We start from the raw sequence: 20,766 nt of genomic DNA, 5'->3' as shown, positions 1-20,766 counted from the left end.
ATCAGAAAGGGAGTAAGTGACCATGGCAACCGGAAGCAACGTCCCCGCGACGATCCCAGCCCTTGGTGGTGAGGCGAGCCTCAACCGCTACCTGGCGGAGATCAAGAAGTTTCCGATCCTCGCGCCCGAGCAGGAATATATGCTCGCGAAGCGCTTTCAGGAGCATGGCGATCCCGAAGCGGCCGCGCAGCTGGTCACCTCGCATCTGCGCCTCGTGGCGAAGATCGCGATGGGCTATCGCGGCTATGGCTTGCCGGTCAGCGAACTGATCTCCGAGGGCAATATCGGCCTGATGCAGGGCGTGAAGAAGTTCGAGCCCGATCGCGGCTTCCGCCTCGCCACCTATGCGATGTGGTGGATCCGCGCGTCGATTCAAGAATTCATCCTGCGCTCGTGGAGCCTCGTGAAGATGGGCACCACCGCCGCGCAGAAGAAGCTGTTCTTCAACCTGCGCCGGATGAAGGCGAAGCTCGACGCATTCGAGGACGGCGATCTCAAGCCCGAGGACGTGGCCAAGATCGCCCACGATCTCGGCGTAACCGAGGACGAGGTCGTCAGCATGAACCGCCGCATGGCGATGGGGGGCGACACCTCGCTCAACGTCCCCGTGCGCGAGGACGGCGAGAGCCAGTGGCAGGATTGGCTGCAGGACGACGGCGCGCTTCAGGACGAAGTCGTCGCCGAGGCGCAGGAAGCGGATGTCCGCCACTCGCTGCTTGTCGAGGCGATGGACGAACTCAACGATCGTGAGCAGCACATTCTCACCGAACGCCGCCTCACCGACGATCCCAAGACGCTCGAGGAACTGAGCCAGGTCTATGGCGTCAGCCGCGAGCGCGTCCGTCAGATCGAGGTTCGCGCCTTCGAAAAGCTGCAAAAGGCGATGATGCGGCTGGCGGGCGACCGTCGCCTGCTGACCGTCGGCTGACGCGTCGCCGGGGGCGGGTGAGCGATCCGATCGACGATAAGGATGCGGCGGCGCCGGGTGCTCAGCGCCCGGCGATGTCCGCGTCGTCACGCTCGGTTCCGCCGCTCGGGCCCCACCCCCTCCCCGACCTCGACCATCTCGACGGAATCGGCATTCAACCCGTGAAGCCTGCCAAACCCCGCAAATCGATCGGTCGGCGCTTCGTCGGCTGGCTGTTCAAGGGCGCGCTGGCCTTCGTGCTCGTCTCGGTCGCAATGGTCACCCTCTACCGCTTCGTGCCCCCGCCCTTTACGCTGACGATGCTGGGCGACGTATTTTCGGGACATGGCGTGACCAAGACCTGGGTGCCGCTCTCACGCATCGACGCCGACATGGCCCGCGCCGCGATCGCGGCCGAGGACAGCAGCTTCTGCAGCCATTCGGGCTTCGACTATGATTCGATGGCGGCGGCGATGCTGCGCAACGCCAAGGGCGGCAAGGTGCTGCGCGGCGGCTCCACGATCAGTCAGCAGACCGCGAAGAACGTCTTTCTATGGCAAGGGGGCGGCTATTTCCGCAAGGCGCTGGAGGCGTGGTTCACGCTGCTGATCGAGACGATCTGGGGCAAGCGCCGCATCATGGAAGTCTATCTCAACGTCGCCGAAACCGGCATCGGCACCTATGGGGCCGAGGCGGGCGCGCGTCGCTATTTCAAGAAGGGCGCGGGCAACCTCACCCGCAACGAAGCGGCGCGCATTGCCGCCGTGCTGCCGCTGCCCAAGAAAAGGGCGGGTGTCGCCCCGAAGGGCTTCACCCGCCGTTACGGCAATTCCATCGCCGCCCGCATCGGCATCGTCCAGCGCGATGCGCTGGACGCCTGCCTCCGCTGAGTTACTCGGCCGGAGCCGACTTCTCGATCGCGTCGCCGGCTTTCTCGGCAGTGTCCCCGACAGCCTGAGCCGCTTCGGTGATCGCCGCGTCCTTGCGCGTCTCGGAATTATTGCTCAGGAAATAGAAGGCGCCGACCACGACGATCAGCAGCGCGATGATCCCCAGGATCAGCCCGCCGCCGCCACCGCGACGCTCGATCACAGTCGTACCGCCGCCGCCATTGCGCTCGGTCACGCGCTCCGCGGTCACGCCATCATCGCGTTCGACAATCCGTTCATCAGCCATTTCGCATCTCCAACCTTGAACATTGGCGGCCCAACGCCGGGGCTGCAGCCATTGTTCCCGTTGTGAAATGTTCAGGCGCGGCTCAGAACGGCAGCTTGAATCCCGGCGGCAGCGGGATGCCGCTCGAAAGCTTCGACATTTCAGCCTGTGCCGCGGCATCGGCCTTCGCCCGGGCATCGTTCAGCGCCGCGGCGATCAAGTCCTCCAGCATCTGCTTTTCGGACGGCGCAAGCAGCGATTCGTCGATATCGACGCCGATGATCCGGCCCTTGGCGCTTGCCTTGACCTTGACCAGCCCGCCGCCCGAGCCGCCTTCCACCTCGATCGTATCGAGCGTCGATTGCGCTTTGGACAGTTCGTTCTGGACGTTCTGCGCCATCGCCATGATATCTTCGATACTCTTCATCCAAACCTCCTGTTATCGCGGGTCCAGCCGATCAGTTCGGCGTCGGGAAAGGCTTCGAGCGCGGCGGCAACGACCGGAGAGTTGAGCACTGCGTCGCGCTCGGCCGCCTCCAGTGCCGCCCGCTCCTCGTTCAGCGTGGGCTGGCCCGGCGCATCGGTCACGCGAAGCGACCAGCGCTTGCCGAGTACGCGCCGCAGCGCGTTTTCGAAATCATGCACCAGATCGGCGGGCAGGCCCTGGCTGCTCACCTCGACCACGGGTTCCTCCAACCGGATCGGGCGGACAAGGTTCCGCACGCGTGCTGCCAGATGCTCTTCATGCGCGGCGGAGAGCCGCTCCACGACCTCAGCGATGTTGCGCGGCGCCGCCGGTTCGGCCGGCGCTGCGGGGGCAGCCGCAGGGGTGGCGCCACCCATCGGTACGCCCTCGGCTATCTTGCGCGCCAGTTCGCCGGGATCGGGCAGCGTCGATGCGTGGATCACGCGCAACAGCGCCATCTCGCACGCCTCGATCGGCAGCGCGGCACGGATTACCTCGTCATGGCCCTTCAGCAGCAACTGCCACAGCCGGTGCAACGCCGGAAACCCCAGCTTCGCCGCCCAGTCGGCCAGCGCGGCGCTCTCTTCCGCCGCCTGCCCCGGAATCACGTCATTGCCCAGCTTCGCCAGCGTCACGCGATGCACGGTCTCCAGCAGCGATTTGAGCACCGCCTGCGGATCGACCCCCAGATCATACTGCCCGCGCAGCGCCGCGAGCGCACCCGGCGCGTCGCCCGCGATCACCAGCCCGAACAGGTCACGGATCGCGTTGCGGTCCGAAAGGCCGAGCATGTCGCGCACCGCGTCCGCCGTGACCGCCCCGCCTTCCATGCCGGCATGCGCAATCGCCTGATCCAGGATTGAAAGCCCGTCGCGTGCCGAGCCTTCCGCTGCGCGCGCGATCATCGCCAGCGCCTCGGGCTCCGCCTCCGCGCCTTCCTTCTCGACCACCTCGCCGAAATGCGCGGCGAGCTTTTCCGCCGGAATCCGCCGAAGATCGAACCGCTGACAGCGCGACAGCACCGTCACCGGCACCTTCTGCACCTCGGTCGTCGCGAACAGGAATTTCACATGCCCCGGCGGCTCTTCCAGCGTCTTCAGAAGCGCGTTGAACGCATTCTTCGACAGCATATGAACTTCGTCGATGATGTAGATTTTGTACCGCGCGCTCACCGCCGCATAGCGCGACGCATCGATGATCTCGCGGACGTCGTCGACGCCGGTATGGCTCGCGGCGTCCATCTCGATCACGTCGATATGCCGCCCCTCGGCAATCGCGCGGCACGGCTCGCACACCCCGCACGGGTCGATCGTCGGCCCGCCCTGCCCGTCCGGCCCGATGCAGTTCAATGCCTTGGCGATCAGCCGCGCGGTCGACGTCTTGCCGACCCCGCGCACGCCGGTCAGCAGGAATGCATGCGCCAGCCGATCGCGCTTGATCGCATTGCCCAGCGTCTGCACCATCGCATCCTGCCCGATCAGCTCGGCAAAGGTCTGCGGGCGATATTTGCGCGCGAGCACGCGATACACGCTGTCGCGCGGCTGCAGGGGTTCGTCGAGGCCAAGAAATGAATCGGACATTGCGGAAGACCCTAGCGGCTCCGGCCGGTCACGTCATGTAGGGAAGGTGGGAGCCGGGACGACCCGACACGAAAATCGTTACGGCTGCTTCCTTCCGGACCTGACCGGGTTGGCGACGGCATCGTCCGCCCGACTCCCGCGGCGCATATGGGGGAAGTGGTCGCCGGACGCAAGATCAGGCGAACAACAGCCCGATCAGCTCCCCCACCTTCGCGTGCGCCGCATTTGCCTTGGCCGAGTCCAGCCCGGGCGCGTCGAGATAGCAGGTGATCAGGATAGGCTTGCGCCCCGGCGGCGTCGCGATGGCGATGGTGTTGAAATAGCCCTCTCCGCTCGTCCCCGTCTTGTCGCCGACGCGCCAGCTTTTGGGCAGCCCGGCACGCAGTCGGTCCTTGCCGGTCGGCGACGCCTCCATCCAGCCGATCAGCTTCGCACGCGACGCGGGCGAGAGCACGTCGCCGAGCAGCAGGCGGTTCATCAGCCACAACATCGCCTCGGGCGTCGTCGTATCGCGCACCTCGCCATTGCGCACATTGTTGAGCTCCGGCTCGTAGCGATCGGACCGCGTGATCGCGTCCCCCGCCTCGCGGATGAATTTGGTGAGCCCGCGCGCGCCGGCGACCTGGCCGAACAGCAGGTTGGCGGCGCTGTTGTCGCTCATCACCACCGCTGCTTCGCACAGCGCTTCGATCGACAGCGCGCCCTTGGCCAGGTTGGCCTTCACCAACGGCGCATAGTCCAGCAGATCCGCCTCGCTGAACCGGATCTCGCGCGCCAGGTCGAGCTCGCCGCGGTCCACCCGCGCCAGCACCGCCGCGACCAGCGGCACCTTGAACGTCGAGCACATGGCAAAGCGCGCCTCGGCCCCGTCGAAATAGCGCCGCCCGGAGCCGGTATCGTACACCGCCAGTCCCAGCCGCCCGCCGGTCTCGGCCCGGATGCGGTCGAACGGCCCCTTGCCCTGTGCGAAGGCGGGCAGGCTGGCGAGCGCGGCCCCGCCCGCGATCAGGGTGCGGCGGTTTGTCGTTAAAGTCATCATCGTCCCTGCATATCGCGATGTTCTGAAGGCAGGCTGACCGTCAGCCCGTCGAGATCGGGGGTCAACACGATCTGGCACGACAACCGGCTGGTCCGCGTCGCGCCGATGGCGAGGTCGAGCATGTCCTCCTCCTCCTCGCTCGCGCGCGGCAGCCGGTCGAAATCCTCCGTCGCGACGATGACGTGGCAGGTGGAGCACGCCATCTGCCCCTCGCACGTCCCTTCCAGCGGCATGCCCTTCGCCTGCCCCAGTTCGAGCAGCCGGTCGCCCTCCGCGCCCTCGGTCTCCGCCGCCACATCGCCCTCGGGCGTCAGGAAGCGCACCCGGATCATGCCGTCACCGTCTGCGCGCGCGCCGCTTCGTCGATCCGTTCGATTGCCGCCAACAATTCCTCCTCGGTGGTATAGCGCCCGAACCCGAGCCGAACGCTCGACCGCGCCTCTGCGTCGCTCAGTCCCAGCGCCTTCAACACATGGCTCGGCCGCCCCGACCCGCTAGCGCAGGCCGATCCCGCCGAAAAGGCGATGTCGCGCAGATCGGACATCAGCCGCGCGACGTCCAGCCCCACGCGCCGCATGTTGAGATTGCCGGGATAGCGCTCGTCGAGTGAGCCGTTGAGCTCCCACCCGGCCCCGCCCAGCGCGCGGTGCGCCGCACGAAACAGTTGCGCGACATGCGCCCGATCCGCGCCGAAGCGCTGCTTGGCCAGCGCGGCGGCGGCGCCGAACCCGGCACACAGCGCCGGCGCCATCGTTCCGGAACGCCCGCCCTGCTCCTGCCCGCCGCCATGCAGCAGCGGCTCGAGCGTGACGCCGTCCCGCACCCACAGCGCCCCGATCCCCTTCGGCCCATGGATCTTGTGCGCCGACACCGCGACCAGATCGCAGGCGTCGGGAATAATCTCGCGCCCAAAGCCCTGCACCGCATCACACAACATCAGCGCGCCCGCCGCCTTGGCCAGCTCGGCAATCTCCTCGACCGGCTGGATCACCCCGATCTCGTTGTTGACCAGCATCGCTGCGACCAGCCCAATGCCGGGGCGGATCGCTTCGCGCGCCGCATTGAGGTCGATCAGCCCCTCCGGACCGACCGGCAGCACCGTCACCGCCCGCCCACGCCGCGCCTCGGCCGCCACCGTGTCCAGCACCGCGGCATGTTCCGTCGCGATGGTCACGATTCCGCCGGTCGTACCCTTGATCGCCCAGTTCAAAGCCTCGGTCGCGCCCGAGGTGAAACTCACCGTCCCACCATCGGGCATCAGCCCGGCGACCTGCTCCCGTGCCGCCTCGACCGCCGCCTTCGCCTTGCGCCCGGCGGCGTGCGCCGAATGCGGGTTGGCGAAATTGTCCGTCATCCATGGCGCCATCGCCGCCAGTGCCTCGGGCGCGAGCGGAGTGGTCGCCTGATAGTCGAGATAGGTCATGCCGCCCGCGCCCGCGCGTCCTGAGCGATCTCGCGCCAGGCGGCGGCGAACGCGTCCACCTCCGCCTCGCTCGTCCCGCGCCCGAAGCTCACCCGCACCACTTCGCGCAGCGCCGGCTCCTCCAACCCCATCGCGCTCAGCACATGGCTGGGGCGCAGGCTGCCGGACGCGCAGGCGCTGCCCGCCGACACCGAAATCCCGGCCATGTCGAACCGGATCAGCTGCGCCGCCGACGACACGCCCGGCATGCGATACGCACCGATCAGCGGGCTTCGCGCGCTCCCCCCGCCGATCACCTCGACTCCGGGCAGCGCCGCCTCCAGCCGTGCGCGCAGTCGTGCCATCGCCGCCAGATCCTCGGGCACCGCCAGCGCCGCGGCATAGCCCAGCGCGCCCGGCAGATTCTCGGTCCCGGCGCGATAGCCCTTTTCCTGCCCCCCCGTCGGGATCAGCGTGGCGAAGTCGCGGACCAGCAGCGCGCCCATGCCCGGCGGACCACCGCGCTTGTGCGCCGATACCACCACCAGATCGGCCTGCTTGATCTCGGGATCGGCGCCCGCCGGCATCTGTGCGGCATCGACGATCAGCGTTCCGCCCGCGGTATGGACGATGCCCGCAATCTCGGCGATCGGCTGGCGCACGCCCGTCTCGCTATTGGCCCATTGCACGCACAACGCAGTATCCGGCCCGACGGCACCCGTCAGCGCGTCGCGGTCGATGATGCCCTGCGCGTCGACCGGCAGCGTCCGCGCGCCTTCGGCCAAGCGTAATACCGCGTCGTGCTCGACCGCAGTGATCAGCGTCGTCCGCGCCATGCCCCGGCGCAGCGCGATGTGCAGCGCCTCGCTCGCCCCGCTGGTGAAGATCAGCTCGTGCGGCCAGCCATAGGCGCCGGCGACCGCGCGCCGCGCCGCCTCCAGCGCGGCGCGTGCCGCACGCCCCTCGGCATGGGGCGACGACGGGTTGGCCCAGCGGGTCATGCCCTCGATCACCGCGGCCTGCGCCTCCGGCAGCATCGGCGTGGTCGCGGCATGGTCCAGATAGATGCGGTCGGTCAGGAGAATCGTTCCAATTGCTTGTCGGGGCTTCCGGACTATATAGCCTGCACCCGTTTCCGCGCTACCGCGCCACAGCCAAAGAGCAGGTCCACTTTGCCCGAAGTCATCATCCCCGGTCCCGAAGGCCGCCTCGAAGGGCGTTTCGCCCCCGCTCCCCGCCCCCGCGCACCGGTTGCGATGATCCTGCATCCGCATCCCAACGCCGGCGGCACGATGAACAACCGCATCGTGCAGGAGCTGTACAAGACCTTCCAGCGCCGTGGATTCGCGACGCTGCGCTTCAATTTCCGCGGCGTCGGCAAGAGCCAGGGCACCTTTGACAACGGCATCGGCGAGCTTTCGGACGCCGCGTCCGCGCTCGACTGGGTGCAGAGCTTTCACCCCGAGGCGTCGACCACCTGGGTCGCGGGTTTCGGCTTCGGCGCGTGGATCGGCATGCAGCTGCTGATGCGTCGCCCGGAGATTCGCGGCTTCATCTCGGTCGCGCCGCCGGCGAACATGTTCGACTTCACCTTCCTCGCCCCCTGCCCCTCGTCGGGCATCATCATCCAGGGCGAGAATGACGAGGTCGTCACCCCCGGCGCGGTGCAGAAGCTGGTCGACAAGCTGCGCACGCAAAAGCACATCACCATCCACCACGACACCATCCCCGGTGCGAACCATTTCTTCGAGCATGAAATGGACCAGCTGATGGGCAGCGTGGACAAATATCTCGATATGCGGCTGGACCCGAACTCGCCGATCCGGTGAAGCGCGCCAAGCGCATCTGATCATGGGAAAGGGCCGGGGCATCGCTCCGGCCCTTTGCTTTTCGGCCGACCCCGCCGCATGATCGCGGGATGAAGCAAACCACTGCGATCAAGATCGCCACCGGCGTCGCCGCCGCCGCCATTGGCGGCCTGTTCCTCTATTCACGCGCCACGCGCCCGCCCGTGATCAACGCAAAGGTGCCGCAGCCGGCCAAGCCGGTCGACCTAACGCGTTATACCGGCCTGTGGTACGAACTCGCGCGCCACGAAAACCGCTTTCAGAAGAACATGGACGCGGTCACCGCCGAATACGCGCTCGAACCCGGCGGCAAGGTCGGCATCGTCAACAGCGGCCTGCGCGCGGGCGAGGACGAACGCGACATTGCCCGGGGCCAGGCGATCGTCGCCGACACGGAAACCGGCGCGAAGCTCAAGGTCTCCTTCTTCGGCCCGCTCTACACCGGCGACTATTGGGTACTCGACCATGGCGACGACTATGACTGGTCGATCGTCGGCGAACCCGGCGGCCGCTATCTCTGGCTGCTCAGCCGCGATCCGCACCCCGCCGCCGACCAGCTCCAAACACTGTTCCGGCGGATCGAGGCGCTGGGCTACGACCGCTGGGCGCTACGCATCACGCAACACGAGCCGGGGCCCGAATGAAGCGCATCGACATCACGGTCACCGGCGGCTGCCAGTGCGGTGCGGTCCGCTATCGCGCCACCGCAATGCTCGACAATGCGCATCTGTGCCATTGCCGCATGTGCCAGAAGGCGACCGGCGGTCTGTTCTCGGCGCTCGTTGCGGCGCCTAACGACGCGCTCGAGTGGACGCGCGGCACGCCCGCCGCCTTCCGCAGCTCCGACCATGTCGATCGCGGCTTCTGCGCCGCATGCGGCGCCCCGCTCACCTATCGCGACCTTCAGGGCAAGCACACCAACCTCACCATCGGCTCACTCGACGACCCGGCCGCCTTCCCGCCGCGCCGCCAGATGGGCAGCGAATCGCGCCTGCCGTGGTTCGACAGCCTCCCGACGCTCGAAGACATCGGCGCGACCGAGGATCAGGATGCCGATTGGGCGACCGCAATCGCGTCGAGCAACAATCAAGCGCCCGATCGCGACTGACGTCCGATCTAGAGCTCGCCCTCCTGCAACGGGATCCGCCGCGCACCACCCGCTTTCTCCAGCGCCGCTTGCACATCGGGACGCTGCTTGACTTCCGCCTCGCGCACCTCGGCGATACTCACCGGACTGCCCGGCAACGGCGGATCATAGTTGCTCAGCCGGGTCAGCGCCGCGACGCGACGGTCGGGATCCTCCAACTCGGCGATCAGCGCCTTGGCCGCCGCATCACGATCGTCCAGGCACAGAAACATCTCGCTCAACGCCTTGCCGTCGTCCGCGCTCTTCGCCTCGATGTAACTGCGATCCGCAGCCAAGGCGGCCGTGTTGCCCAGCCCCGCATTGGCGCACAGCCGCACCAGCCGGATCTGCATCGCGCCAAAGGGGCTCAGCGGCAGCTTCGCATCGTCGGCAGGCAGCGCCTTCAGCGCATCGGCATAGCGCCGGAACTGGATCTGGGTGCTGGCGAGATTGATGAGCTGGCTGACCTGCGGCACCCCGCCGGCATCTGGCTTGCTGCCCTCGCGCATCGCGGCGATCGCCGCATCCGCATCGCCGAGCATGATATGCGTCTCGGCCAGCGAGTTCCACCACCACGGCGCCATTTCCTGGCCGTCGACATGCGACTCCGGGGTCCGTCCCGGCGCGCGCGCCTTTTCGAGAATTTCGAGCGCTGCCTTGGGCTGCCCCAACGCGCGTAGCAGCCGCGCCGCGTTGATCAGCGGCGTCAGGCGACCGGGGTTGCGCGCGATCGCGTCCCGGGTCTTGGAAAGCTGGCGCTCCACCGCTGCGCGTATATCCAGATCGCGCGGCGCCACATCGCGATAGCGCGGATCGAGCGTGATGTTGAGCAGCATCGGAGCAGTCTCGATCCGCCCAGCCATCTCGCGCGCCCCGGCTACGTCGCCCCGCTCCAGTCGGATTCGCATCAACCGCTGATAGAAACCGTCTTTGCTCGCGACCGGATCTTCAGGGTCATACGCATTGTCGACCAGCGCCTGGAGGACCCGCTCGCGAAGCGCATCGCGCTTTGCCTCACGCAGCAGCGCGTCGGCGCGATACAGCCATGCGATATCGGTGGTGTTCAGCGCCCCGCCGCGCCCTTCGCGCATCGCCAGCACCGTTGCGGCGGCGCCCTCGGCGTCCTTCGCGTTCAGACCGGCAAAGAGGCGAAAATGCCACAACTCGTCCGTCACCTCGGAGTAAGCGGTGGCGCGCACTGCGAGCGCCTGAGCCTCCGCAAATCGCCCGTCATAGGATTCGCACACAGCCGCAAGGTACAGCGCGTGGACGCCCAGCGGTTCGGACAGCTTCTCGGCTACGCCCGGCTTGACCAAAGGCTTCAGCAACCGCAGCGTCGTCGGGCAGTCCTGGTTCTGGAAGGCCGAGACGGCCTTCGCGACCACCGCGTCGTCATCCGCACGCGCAACCGGAATTCCCGGCGCCGCCAGCACGGCCGCCATCACCATCATCCAACGCTTCATAAGGCCCCCCTTTTCGCGATCCTGCCGCCAACGCGCGGAAATCGAAAGCGAAATCAGTGGGGAGTGTCAGACCGTCCAGATCAGTACGTTCCCGACCAGAACCGCCGCACATATGATCATCAGTACGCCCTTGGTCCGGTCGCCCCTGCGGATCATCGTCACGCCTCCCCAGACGAGCCCGCCCGCCGCAAGCATCAGCAGGGACAACAGCGTCGTCGCGGCGGTAGACAGTTCGGATCGCATCCCGCCCCCATGCACAATCGCCGCAGTTACGTCGAGCCGATCCAATAAACGCGATTGCCTCGCATTAGCCTAAATGCTACCACTTCACTTCACGCTCGCCCATAGAATAGATAAAGCATCGACCGCTTTAGCGTTGAATGGGTTGCGCGCCATCGCCCCCACTTATACCGGACCCCGCAATGTCTGACCGTAACGCCATCCCGCTCGCCCCGTCCGCCGCGCTGACCGTGGAAACCGTCACCAGCGTGCGCCACTGGAACGAGCATCTGTTCAGCTTCACCATCACCCGGCCGCAGAGCTTCCGCTTTCGCTCGGGCGAATTCGTGATGCTCGGCCTTCCGGGTGAGGGCCGTCCGCTGCTGCGCGCCTATTCGATCGCCAGCCCCGCCTGGGCCGAGGAGCTGGAATTCCTCTCGATCAAGGTGCCCGACGGCCCGCTGACGTCCAAGCTCCAGTTGATTCAGCCCGGCGACCAGCTGTTCCTCGGCCGCAAGCCGACCGGCACGCTCGTCACCGACGCGCTGCTTCCCGGCAAGCGCCTGTTCTTCCTCTCCACCGGCACCGGCCTCGCGCCGTTCCTCAGCCTTGCGCGCGATCCCGACGTCTATGAGATGTTCGACCAAATCCAGCTGGTCCACTCGGTCCGCCGCGTCAGCGACCTCGCTTTCCGCGAGGAGCTTGAGGCACAGCTCGCTGGCGACCCGCTGGTGCAGGATCAGGCGCTGGTCCAGTTCAGCTACCTGCCCACCGTCACCCGCGAGCCATTTCCGACCAGCCAGCGTATCGGCACGCTGATCGAAAGCGGGGCGCTGTTCACGGGCCCGAACATGGCAGGCGAGAAGCGGCTCGACCCCGAAACCGACCGCATCATGCTGTGTGGCAGCATGGAGATGATCAAGGATCTCTCCGCGATGCTCGATGGCATGGGGTTCGATGAAGGTTCGAACAGCAAGCCAGGTCACTACGTCATCGAACGCGCGTTCGTCGGCTGACCATCTATCGCGCCCGGCTAAGGTCGGCGTGAGCAAAGTTCCTCCGGGGTGGTAGCGCTATCATCCGCATGCCGCTATGCTCTCCAGATAATTTATGGAGAATATGGCGATGCCGGACACCCCCCTGTCACGACGCAGCTTCATCGAAGCTACCGGGGCCCTCGGCGCCGCGCTGACCGCGACCGCCGGCGCCGCCAGCCCGTTTCGCCAGTCCACCGACGCCCGGCTTAAGGGGCAGCCTCTCCCCGCAAACCTGCGCCTCCCCGCCACTCCGCCCCGCCGCAGGCCCGGGGACAGCGTCGGTTTCGCGATCGTCGGGCTGGGCGATTATGCGCTGCGTCAGATGATGCCGCGCTTCGATCAGGCCGACCGGGCACACATCAGCGCGCTCGTTTCCGGCAATCCCGATAAGCTGGCGCAGGTCGGCGATGCCTATGGCGTGCCCGCGGATGCGCGCTATTTCTATGAAGACTTCGCGAAGATCGCCGCGGACGACCGCATCGACGCCGTCTATATCGTCCTGCCCACCGCATTCCACGCCGACTTCGCGATCCGCGCCTTCGCTGCTGGCAAGCATGTATTGTGCGAAAAGCCGATGGCGCTCTCCAGCGCGCAGTGCGCAGCGATGATCGCCGCCGGCCGCCGCGCCGACCGCAAGCTGATGATCGCCTATCGCTGCCATTTCGAGCCGTACAATGTCATGGCGATGCGCCTGATGCGCGAAAGGGCGGTCGGCACCGTCCGGCTGATTCGCACCGAACAATCCTATCGCGCCGGTCCCACGACCCCGGCGCAGAACTGGCGCTTCAACCGCGCACTGGCGGGCGGCGGCCCGCTCGAGGATTACGGCCTCTACGGCGTTCAGTCCGCGCTCTATCTCAGCGGCGAGATGCCCGAAAGCATCAGCGCGACCACCTTCCGCCCGGACGGCGACCCCCGCTTCACCGAAATCTTCGCCCATGTCGCGTCGCAGTGGCGCTTCCCATCGGGCGCCGTCGCGCAACTCGCGACCTCCTACGATTCCGCCAATGCCAACCTTGCCCAGGTGCGCGGCACCGAAGGCACGCTCATCATGGATCCCGCCACCAACTATTCCGGACTGAACATGCGGATCGAAGGCTCCGGCGCGGTCGCCTTGACCCCGGGCGATCCCACGACCCAGTTCGCCGGGCAGCTCAACCATTTCACCAGCGCGATTCGCGAGAATACCCCGATCCTGACCGGCGGTGAGATGGGCCTGCGCGACTTGCGCCTGGTCGAGGCGATCTACGCCTCGGCAAGGTCCGGGCAGGTGGTCAAGCTCGCCTCGGACGGACGCATGCGCGGCTAGAGAGTCCCGGAGGGCCACCAAAGCCACCGCGCCGGACTAGCCGTCCGACAACTTTCAAAAATCGCGAGACCGAAACGATGCCGGAGAACCGGCGCTTTGCGTGACGGTATGCGCCGCGCTGCAATCCGGGACCGGACGATCCGGGGCCTTGCGACGCGCCGCGCGCCACCCTTCTCGATCCTTAACCTACGTAAGCGACGGGACTTTTTGTGCCCGGCACGCGGAACAGGCGCCGCGCGGACTTCGTTGACGCAGCAGATTTCAGCAAGGATAAGCTATGGCCGACACGATCGATCCCGCGCGTGCGGACGACGCCCCGCTTGCGTCCTCGAAACATCGCGATGCCGCAGTCGACAGCGCGGTTCAGACACTCGTCGACAAGCCGGGTGAAGGCGATGCCGACACATTGGTGGGCCGCACCGTCACGATCAACCGCCCGCGTGCCGAACTGTTCGCCTATTGGCGCGACTTCACGCGGCTCCCGACCTTCATGGAGAATGTCGAGCGGATCGAGATGCTCGACGACAAACGGTCGCACTGGGTGGTGAAGGCGCCCGGCGGCAAGACCGTCGAGTGGACCTCCGTCATCACCGAGGAGCGGGATGGTGAGGTGATCGCCTGGGCCTCGGAAGATGGCGCCGACGTGCCCAATAGCGGCCGTATCGACTTTCGCGATGCCCAGGGCGACCGCGGTACGATCGTCACCGCGACGATCCTCTACGATCCGCCGGCCGGCATCATCGGCAAGGTCATCGCGAAGATGTTTCAGCGCGAACCCGCGATCCAGGCTCGACGCGACCTGCGCCGATTCAAGCAACTGATGGAAACCGGCGAAATCGCGACAGGCGCGCGCAGCCGCGCCCAGATGGAAGAAGGGAAGAACTGATGCGCGCACTCGCCTGGCACGGAAAGCACGACGTGCGTGTCGACACCGTCGACGATCCCGAAATCCTCAACCCGCGCGATGCGATCATCAAGGTGACCGCGACCGCGATCTGCGGGTCAGACCTGCATCTCTATGACGGCTATATCCCGACGATGAAGTCGGGCGACATCCTCGGCCATGAATTCATGGGCGAAGTGGTCGAGACCGGCCCGAAATCGACCCTGAAAAAGGGGCAGCGCGTGGTGGTGCCGTTCACCATCGCATGCGGTGCCTGCTACCATTGCGGCAAGCATCAATATTCGGCGTGCGACAACGGCCTCCCCGCCGATAACCAGGACATCGCGCAGGAACTCTACGGTCAGCCGATGGCCGGCCTGTTCGGATACAGCCACATGACCGGCGGCTATTCGGGCGGACAGGCGGAATATGTCCGCATCCCGTTCAGCGACGTCGGGCCGATCGTCATTCCCGATGGGGTCGAGGACGAGAAGGTGCTGTTCCTCTCCGACATTCTGCCGACCGGCTGGATGGCGGCGGAAAATGCCGAAATCGAGCCGGGCGATACCGTCGCCGTCTGGGGCTGCGGTCCGGTCGGGCTGTTTGCGGTCCAGTCCGCTTTCCTGATGGGCGCCGAGCGCGTCATCGCGATCGACCATTTCCCGCACCGCCTCGAACTCGCGAAGCGCTTCGGCGCCGAGACGATCAATTTCGAGGACAGCAAGACCTATGAAGCGCTGATGGAGATGACCGGCGGCATAGGTCCCGACGCGTGTATCGACGCGGTGGGGCTGGAGGCGCATGGCTTCTTCGTCGACAATGTGATCGATCAGATCAAGGCATCGACCTTCCTTGGCACCGATCGTGCGCACGCGATCCGCCAGGCGATCCTCGCCTGCCGCAAGGGCGGGCGCGTCTCGATGCCGGCGGTCTATGGCGGCTTCGTCGACAAATTCCCGCTCGGCGCGCTGATGGAGAAGGGGCTGACGCTCAAGACCGGCCAGACCCATGTCCAGCATTACATGCCCGGGCTGCTCCAGGCGATCCTGGAAGGGAAGATCGACACGACTTTCCTGATCAGCCACACCCTTCCGCTCGAACAGGCGGCCGAGGGGTACAAGATGTTCCACGACAATCAGAACGAGGTGACCAAGGTCGTGCTGAAGCCCGGCCTGGAAACCGCGATGGCAGCGGAGTAACCAGCATGACCAACAAGTTGGCAATCGTCACCGGCGCATCGACCGGAATTGGATACGAGCTCGCGGCCCTTGCAGCCAAGGATGGATATGACCTGATCGTCGTGGCGAACGAGCCGTTGATCGAAGCCGCCGCGCGCGATTTCGGCCAGACCGGCGTGACGGTCGAATCGCTCGAAGCCGATCTTTCGGCGATCGAGGGTGTCGACCGGCTACTGGCCGCGGCCGCCGGACGCCGCGTCGACATACTCGTAGCCAATGCCGGGGTCGGTACCGGCGGCCCGTTCCTCGACCAGGACGTCGCCAGCTGGCGTCATTCGATCGACACGAACGTCACCGGCACCGTCTACCTGCTGCAGAAGATGCTCAAGGAGATGGTCGCGCGTGGCGATGGCAAGGTTCTCGTGACCGGATCGATCGCCGGCTATATTCCCGGCTCGTTCAACGCCATCTACAACGCGACCAAGGCGTTTATCGACAACTTCACCGAGGCGCTGCGCAACGAATTGAAGGAGGTGGAGGGCGTTACGCTCACCACCCTGATGCCCGGTCCCACCGACACGCCCTTCTTCGAACGCGCCGGCATGCTCGATACCCCCGTCGGCCGCGACGAGAACAAGGCAGACCCGGCCAAGGTCGCCAAGGACGGCTGGGATGCGATGATGGACGGCAAGGGCCATATCGTATCGGGCTGGTCGAACAAGCTCCAGGTTGCCGCGTCCGGTCTCGCCCCTCAGTCGGTGCTGGCCGAGATGCATCGCGGAATGGCCCAACCCGAAGCGGATCAGGATTGAGGAGCGCCCGATGGCCGGCGAACATCCAGCAGAGCAGGCAACCGCGACTGCCGCGAGCGACGAGCCCCGCGCGACCGACCCGGACCGTCGCGATCGCGCGCACAGCAACGACGACGGCACGCCGGGCGGACAGGCGCAAGAGCCCGTCGATGACCGCCCGATGGTCGGCAGCGTCGACCCTGAGGATTATCCCAAGGACCGGCCCGACGGCTGACGCACTATAGGCGTCCTAGGGTGCGTCCTCAGTCATCCCTCCCCAGTACCTCGGCATAGGCCCCCGGATCGGCATTGCCGCCGCTCAGGACGACCAGCATGTCGGGGCGGGGATCGACCTTCCCCGCAAGGATCGCGGCGAGCGCCGCCGATCCGCCGGGCTCGACCACCAGTCGCAATTTGCGCGCCGCCCAGCGTTGCGCCGCCCGTACCTCGGCTTCGCTCACGCGCACGCCCGTGGCGCCGCGTCGCGACAGGACGTCGAACGTCAGTGGAGAGACGCGCAGCGTCTGCAGCGAATCGCACGCCGTCGCGGGCGGGTTATCCACCACGGGCTCGATCCACCCTGCCTCCAGACTGCGGCACATATCATCCCAGCCCTCCGGTTCCACCACCACGACCTGTGCATCGGGCAATGCCAGTGCGATGCCCGATGCCAGCCCGCCCCCGCCACATGGCACCACCATCTGCGCCGGATCTGGCAGGTTCATCTCGGCGGCCTGGGTCAGCACCTCGATCCCGATGCTCCCCTGCCCTTCGATCACCCACGGATCGTCGAACGGCGGCACCAGCGTCGCGCCGCGCGCATGGGCGAGATGCGCCGCGATCTTGTCGCGATTCTCGGTCATCCGATCATAGCTGACGACCTCTGCGCCCAGCGCCAGCGTCGCCTCGCGCTTCAGCGCGGGTGCATCGCTCGGCATCACGATCACCGCCGGGATGCCGAGTCGCTTCGCGGCCCAGGCCACCCCCTGCGCATGGTTGCCGGACGAGAAGCCGACCACCCCCTTGGACCGTTGCCCGGCGTCTAGCGCCGTCAGGCGATGCCACGCGCCGCGGATCTTGAACGCCCCGATCGGCTGGAGCGACTCCGCCTTGAACATCACCGGCACGCCGCGAATCTCGGCCACGAACAAAGGGGTAGGCGGCAGGATCGCTGCCACCTTCGCCGCCGCGTCCCGCACCCCGGCCCGTGTCGGCTGTCTTACGATAGTCACATCTCACCCCGCATCGCTGGTTTCCGCCGCTTCTCGCTTTACAAGGGGGCATCCCGACCCTATGTGAGCCGTCCGCTGCCCCATGGGACTTCCACCGCAAGGCAGTGTTTCACCGTACGGCGCAAGCCAATTGGAGGTCCCTTGAGTTGCACAAGCATCATAGCGCGCTGGGGCTAGCGAAAGCCCTTCGTCCCGTCGAGCCGGTAACGCTCGTTCGTCCGCACGCTGCAAAGCGAGCTGCCCGATTCTTCGTCGAGAAGTTTCCGGGAACGGTGCTCTACGCGGTCAAGGCGAACCCCTCTCCCGAATTGCTGCAGATCCTGTGGGATAGCGGCGTGACGCATTACGACGTCGCGTCGATCGGTGAAGTGCGCATGGCGCGCCGCACCCTGCCCAAGGCGACCCTGTGCTTCATGCACCCGGTCAAGGCCGAGGAAGCGATCGAGGAAGCCTATTTCGTTCACGGCGTCCGCACCTTCAGCCTCGACACGATGGACGAGCTGGAGAAGATCGTCCGCGCGACCCGCAACGCGACCGACCTCAACCTGTGCGTCCGCATCCGCGTGTCGTCCGACCATTCGAAGCTGAGCCTCGCCGCCAAGTTCGGCGCGGAGCCTGAGGATGTCGCCGATCTTCTGGTCGCGACCCGTCAGGTCGCCGACGCGCTGGGCATCTGCTTCCATGTCGGCAGCCAGGCGATGACCCCGGCCGCCTATGCCGAGGCGATGGAGCGCGTCCGCGCGGCGATCGTCGCCTCGTCGGTAACCGTCGACATCGTCGATGTCGGGGGCGGCTTCCCGTCGACCTATCCGGGCATGGAGCCCCCGCCGCTCGACGCCTATTTCGGCGTCATCCACAACGCGTTCGAGAATCTGCCGATCTCGTACAGCGCCGAATTGTGGTGCGAGCCGGGCCGTGCGCTGTGCGCCGAGTACAGCTCGCTGATCGTCCGCGTCGAAAAGCGCCGTGGCGACGAGCTGTACATCAACGACGGTGCCTATGGCGCGCTGTTCGATGCCGCGCATGTCGGCTGGCGCTTCCCGGTCCGCGTACTGCGCGACGATGCCGACGAAGCGGCCGAGATGACCGAATACAGCTTCTACGGCCCGACCTGCGACGACATGGATCACATGGCCGGCCCGTTCGAGCTGCCCACGGACATCCAGGCCGGCGACTATATCGAGGTCGGGATGCTCGGCGCCTATGGCTGTGCCATGCGCACCGCGTTCAACGGTTTCGGGTCGGACATCGTCCACACCGTCACCGACGAACCGATGGCGACGCTCTATTCGGGCATCGCGATCGAGCGTCCGACCAATGTGGTGAGCCTCGACCAGTTCAAGCGCCGCGCGCGCCGCTGAGCAGGGGCTAATCCGGACTGCCGCCGGAGCGGCGTGATTGACGATAGCGTATACGAAACGTATATGCTTCGCATATTCACCCGCTCCGGAGGTTGGTTATGGGCATCGTCAAGATCGACGAGGATCTGCACGAACAGGTCCGCCGCGCCAGCACGGTGATGTGCCGATCGATCAACGCCCAGGCCGAATTCTGGATGAAGATCGGCATGCTCGCCGAAGCCAGTCCGACGCTGTCTTTCAGCGACATCGTCCGGATCCAGCTCGACGCCGCCGCCGATGCGCCGGCTGACGAACGGACTGCCGCCTGAGATGGTCAAGACTGCCGAAGAGCTGGCGCTGATGCGGATTTCCGGACGGCTGCTGGCGTCTGTCTTCGAGATGCTCGACACGGTGAATCTGGCCGGCATGTCGACCCTGCAGGTCAACGACCTGGTCGATCGGTTCATCACCGCCGACCTCGAAGCGCGCCCTGCGAGCAAGGGGCAGTACGGTTTCGAATATGTCCTGAACTGCTCGATCAACCATGTCGTCTGCCACGGCGTGCCCGATGCCGCGCAGGTCATCCGCGACGGCGACATCATCAACCTCGACATCACGCTGGAGAAGAACGGCTTCATCGCCGACTCCAGCAAAACCTATATGGTCGGCACCGTCTCCCCCGCCGCGCGGCGACTAGTGCGCGTGACGCAGGAGGCGATGTGGAAGGGGATCGGACAGGTCCGCCCCGGCGCGCATCTCGGCGACATCGGCGCGGCGATCGAGGAGCATGCCAAGAAGAACGGCTATTCGGTCGTCCGCGACTATTGCGGGCACGGCATCGGCCGCGAGATGCACGAAGAGCCCTCGGTTCTCAACTTTGGGCGGCCCGGCACCGGGATGAAGCTGCGCGAGGGCATGGTCTTCACGATCGAGCCGATGCTCAATCAGGGCAGTCGCAAGACCGTGGCGCTGGACGATGGCTGGACCGTCGTCACGCGCGACGGCAAGCTCTCCGCGCAGTTCGAGCATACCGTCGCCGTCACCGCGACGGGTGTCGAGGTCCTGACGCTGCGCAGCGACGAGAAACGCGCGGCCTGACCCGCCGATACGCGGCGCCCTGCGCTCGACTAACGTCCGTCCAGGATCGCTTCGATCGCAGCGGTAACGGCGTCGATATCGGCCATGCCGTCCACCCGCTTCACCAAGCCGCGTGCTTCGTAGATCGGCAGGATCGGGGCGGTCTTGGCGCGATATTCGGCCATGCGCGTGCGCACCGTTTCCTCATTGTCGTCGGGCCGGCGCTTGAACTCGGTCGAGCCGCACACGTCACACACGCCGGCGACCTTGGGCTGCTTGAAGCTGTCATGGTAATTCGCGCCGCACTTGGCACAGCTGAACCGCCCGGTGATGCGCGCGACGAGCGCGTCCTCATCGACCACCAATTCGATGACATGGTCCAGCGTCCGGCCGCGCTCGGCCAGGATCGCGTCGAGCGATTCCGCCTGCGCCGCCGTACGGGGATATCCGTCGAAAATCGCGCCCTTGGCATCGCCCAGTTCGTCGAGCCGGTCGCCGATGATCCCGCTGACGATCGCGTCGCTGACCAGCTCGCCCGCGTCCATCACTGCCTTGGCCTTCAGGCCGATCGGCGTGCCCGCCTTCACCGCGGCGCGCAGCATGTCGCCGGTCGACAGCTGGACCATGCCGCGCTCGCTCTCGAGCCGTGCCGCCTGGGTGCCCTTGCCCGCGCCCGGAGGCCCCAACAGGATGATGTTCAAACCGCTTCCCCTCA

25 protein-coding genes and 1 other RNA gene are annotated in these 20,766 nt (G+C 66.4%); 14 read left to right on the top strand and 12 right to left on the bottom strand.

All coding sequences use genetic code 11. From position 1 onward, the window contains the following. Positions 1-22 precede the first annotated feature (22 nt). Positions 23-928: an RNA polymerase sigma factor RpoH gene (gene rpoH / locus ABS767_RS16515; RefSeq protein ID WP_408080348.1), complete on the top strand. Its 906-nt coding sequence runs from the start codon at positions 23-25 to the stop codon at positions 926-928. Between the two features lie 152 nt (positions 929-1,080). Beyond that, the gene (gene mtgA / locus ABS767_RS16510; protein ID WP_408080753.1) at positions 1,081-1,797 is read left to right on the top strand and encodes a monofunctional biosynthetic peptidoglycan transglycosylase; all 717 of its coding nucleotides are present in this window, start codon (positions 1,081-1,083) and stop codon (positions 1,795-1,797) included. A 1-nt stretch (position 1,798) separates the two neighbouring features. On the opposite strand, the gene ABS767_RS16505 is transcribed toward mtgA, so the two are convergent. From ABS767_RS16505 to ABS767_RS16470, 8 genes are all read right to left on the bottom strand, one after another. Next, positions 1,799-2,083: a hypothetical protein gene (locus tag ABS767_RS16505; protein ID WP_408080346.1), complete on the bottom strand. Its 285-nt coding sequence runs from the start codon at positions 2,081-2,083 to the stop codon at positions 1,799-1,801. Between the two features lie 82 nt (positions 2,084-2,165). Next, the gene (locus tag ABS767_RS16500; RefSeq protein WP_408080344.1) at positions 2,166-2,489 is read right to left on the bottom strand and encodes a YbaB/EbfC family nucleoid-associated protein; all 324 of its coding nucleotides are present in this window, start codon (positions 2,487-2,489) and stop codon (positions 2,166-2,168) included. Further along, a complete protein-coding gene (locus ABS767_RS16495; RefSeq protein WP_408080342.1) occupies positions 2,486-4,108 on the bottom strand; it encodes a DNA polymerase III subunit gamma/tau in 1,623 nt (540 codons plus the stop codon). The genes ABS767_RS16500 and ABS767_RS16495 overlap by 4 nt, the downstream gene beginning before the upstream one ends. A 42-nt stretch (positions 4,109-4,150) precedes the next feature. Then, an RNA gene (ffs, locus tag ABS767_RS16490) (signal recognition particle sRNA small type) lies at positions 4,151-4,249 on the bottom strand. 34 nt (positions 4,250-4,283) lie between these two features. Then, positions 4,284-5,144, bottom strand: coding sequence for a class A beta-lactamase (bla, locus tag ABS767_RS16485; protein ID WP_408080340.1), 861 nt, complete (start codon positions 5,142-5,144; stop codon positions 4,284-4,286). Continuing rightward, positions 5,144-5,479, bottom strand: a complete 336-nt coding sequence (locus ABS767_RS16480) for a 2Fe-2S iron-sulfur cluster-binding protein (RefSeq protein ID WP_408080338.1) — start codon at positions 5,477-5,479, stop codon at positions 5,144-5,146. Before ABS767_RS16480 ends, bla begins: the two co-directional genes overlap by 1 nt. After that, positions 5,476-6,570, bottom strand: coding sequence for a cysteine desulfurase family protein (locus tag ABS767_RS16475; protein WP_408080336.1), 1,095 nt, complete (start codon positions 6,568-6,570; stop codon positions 5,476-5,478). The genes ABS767_RS16480 and ABS767_RS16475 overlap by 4 nt, the downstream gene beginning before the upstream one ends. Next, complete coding sequence (locus ABS767_RS16470) at positions 6,567-7,628, bottom strand: cysteine desulfurase family protein (protein WP_408080751.1); 1,062 nt, start codon at positions 7,626-7,628, stop codon at positions 6,567-6,569. Before ABS767_RS16470 ends, ABS767_RS16475 begins: the two co-directional genes overlap by 4 nt. 93 nt (positions 7,629-7,721) lie before the next feature. On the opposite strand from ABS767_RS16470, the gene ABS767_RS16465 reads away from it, so the two are divergent. The 3 genes from ABS767_RS16465 (at position 7,722) to ABS767_RS16455 (ending at position 9,504) form a co-directional block, all read left to right on the top strand. Beyond that, positions 7,722-8,378 (top strand): alpha/beta hydrolase, encoded by a 657-nt coding sequence (locus tag ABS767_RS16465; protein ID WP_408080334.1) that lies wholly within the window; start codon positions 7,722-7,724, stop codon positions 8,376-8,378. Positions 8,379-8,467: 89 nt separating this feature from the next. Next, the gene (locus ABS767_RS16460; protein WP_408080332.1) at positions 8,468-9,040 is read left to right on the top strand and encodes a lipocalin family protein; all 573 of its coding nucleotides are present in this window, start codon (positions 8,468-8,470) and stop codon (positions 9,038-9,040) included. Next, positions 9,037-9,504, top strand: a complete 468-nt coding sequence (locus ABS767_RS16455; protein ID WP_408080330.1) for a GFA family protein — start codon at positions 9,037-9,039, stop codon at positions 9,502-9,504. The genes ABS767_RS16460 and ABS767_RS16455 overlap by 4 nt, the downstream gene beginning before the upstream one ends. Positions 9,505-9,512: 8 nt before the next feature. On the opposite strand, the gene ABS767_RS16450 is transcribed toward ABS767_RS16455, so the two are convergent. Together ABS767_RS16450 and ABS767_RS16445 are read right to left on the bottom strand one after the other, a co-directional pair. Beyond that, positions 9,513-10,985 carry a hypothetical protein gene (locus tag ABS767_RS16450; RefSeq protein ID WP_408080328.1) on the bottom strand — a complete coding sequence of 491 codons (1,473 nt, stop codon included), beginning with the start codon at positions 10,983-10,985 and terminating at the stop codon, positions 9,513-9,515. 66 nt (positions 10,986-11,051) lie between these two features. Next, positions 11,052-11,228, bottom strand: coding sequence for a hypothetical protein (locus ABS767_RS16445; protein ID WP_408080326.1), 177 nt, complete (start codon positions 11,226-11,228; stop codon positions 11,052-11,054). Between the two features lie 179 nt (positions 11,229-11,407). On the opposite strand from ABS767_RS16445, the gene ABS767_RS16440 reads away from it, so the two are divergent. The 6 genes from ABS767_RS16440 (at position 11,408) to ABS767_RS16415 (ending at position 16,637) form a co-directional block, all read left to right on the top strand. Continuing rightward, a complete protein-coding gene (locus ABS767_RS16440; RefSeq protein WP_408080324.1) occupies positions 11,408-12,220 on the top strand; it encodes a ferredoxin--NADP reductase in 813 nt (270 codons plus the stop codon). 109 nt (positions 12,221-12,329) lie between these two features. After that, on the top strand, positions 12,330-13,550 hold the full coding sequence (locus ABS767_RS16435; RefSeq protein WP_408080322.1) for a Gfo/Idh/MocA family protein: 1,221 nt from the start codon (positions 12,330-12,332) through the stop codon (positions 13,548-13,550). A gap of 277 nt (positions 13,551-13,827) precedes the next feature. Further along, on the top strand, positions 13,828-14,436 hold the full coding sequence (locus ABS767_RS16430; protein WP_408080320.1) for an SRPBCC family protein: 609 nt from the start codon (positions 13,828-13,830) through the stop codon (positions 14,434-14,436). Next, complete coding sequence (locus tag ABS767_RS16425; protein WP_408080318.1) at positions 14,436-15,632, top strand: zinc-dependent alcohol dehydrogenase; 1,197 nt, start codon at positions 14,436-14,438, stop codon at positions 15,630-15,632. The genes ABS767_RS16430 and ABS767_RS16425 overlap by 1 nt, the downstream gene beginning before the upstream one ends. Before the next feature lie 5 nt (positions 15,633-15,637). Further along, a complete protein-coding gene (locus tag ABS767_RS16420) occupies positions 15,638-16,423 on the top strand; it encodes an SDR family NAD(P)-dependent oxidoreductase (RefSeq protein ID WP_408080316.1) in 786 nt (261 codons plus the stop codon). Between the two features lie 10 nt (positions 16,424-16,433). Further along, a complete protein-coding gene (locus tag ABS767_RS16415; protein WP_408080314.1) occupies positions 16,434-16,637 on the top strand; it encodes a hypothetical protein in 204 nt (67 codons plus the stop codon). A 28-nt stretch (positions 16,638-16,665) separates the two neighbouring features. Here the strand turns inward: ABS767_RS16415 and ABS767_RS16410 are convergent, their stop codons facing one another. Beyond that, on the bottom strand, positions 16,666-17,634 hold the full coding sequence (locus tag ABS767_RS16410; protein ID WP_408080312.1) for a threonine ammonia-lyase: 969 nt from the start codon (positions 17,632-17,634) through the stop codon (positions 16,666-16,668). Positions 17,635-17,780: 146 nt separating this feature from the next. Here ABS767_RS16410 and ABS767_RS16405 point away from each other — a divergent pair, with 146 nt between their 5' ends. The 3 genes from ABS767_RS16405 to map all read left to right on the top strand — a co-directional run bounded on the left by ABS767_RS16405 (position 17,781) and on the right by map (position 20,072). Beyond that, positions 17,781-18,995: a type III PLP-dependent enzyme gene (locus ABS767_RS16405; protein WP_408080310.1), complete on the top strand. Its 1,215-nt coding sequence runs from the start codon at positions 17,781-17,783 to the stop codon at positions 18,993-18,995. Positions 18,996-19,093: 98 nt separating this feature from the next. Then, positions 19,094-19,303 (top strand): ParD-like family protein, encoded by a 210-nt coding sequence (locus tag ABS767_RS16400; protein WP_408080308.1) that lies wholly within the window; start codon positions 19,094-19,096, stop codon positions 19,301-19,303. A 1-nt stretch (position 19,304) separates the two neighbouring features. Further along, positions 19,305-20,072, top strand: coding sequence for a type I methionyl aminopeptidase (gene map, locus ABS767_RS16395; RefSeq protein WP_408080749.1), 768 nt, complete (start codon positions 19,305-19,307; stop codon positions 20,070-20,072). 29 nt (positions 20,073-20,101) lie between these two features. Here the strand turns inward: map and ABS767_RS16390 are convergent, their stop codons facing one another. After that, positions 20,102-20,752, bottom strand: coding sequence for an adenylate kinase (locus tag ABS767_RS16390; RefSeq protein WP_408080747.1), 651 nt, complete (start codon positions 20,750-20,752; stop codon positions 20,102-20,104). Positions 20,753-20,766 lie beyond the last annotated feature (14 nt).

The organism is Sphingomonas plantiphila (assembly GCF_046000505.1).
GTDB lineage: Bacteria > Pseudomonadota > Alphaproteobacteria > Sphingomonadales > Sphingomonadaceae > Sphingomonas > Sphingomonas plantiphila.
The sequence above is the reverse complement of the archived record's forward strand: the minus strand, read 5'-3'. Positions and strand labels throughout refer to the sequence as shown.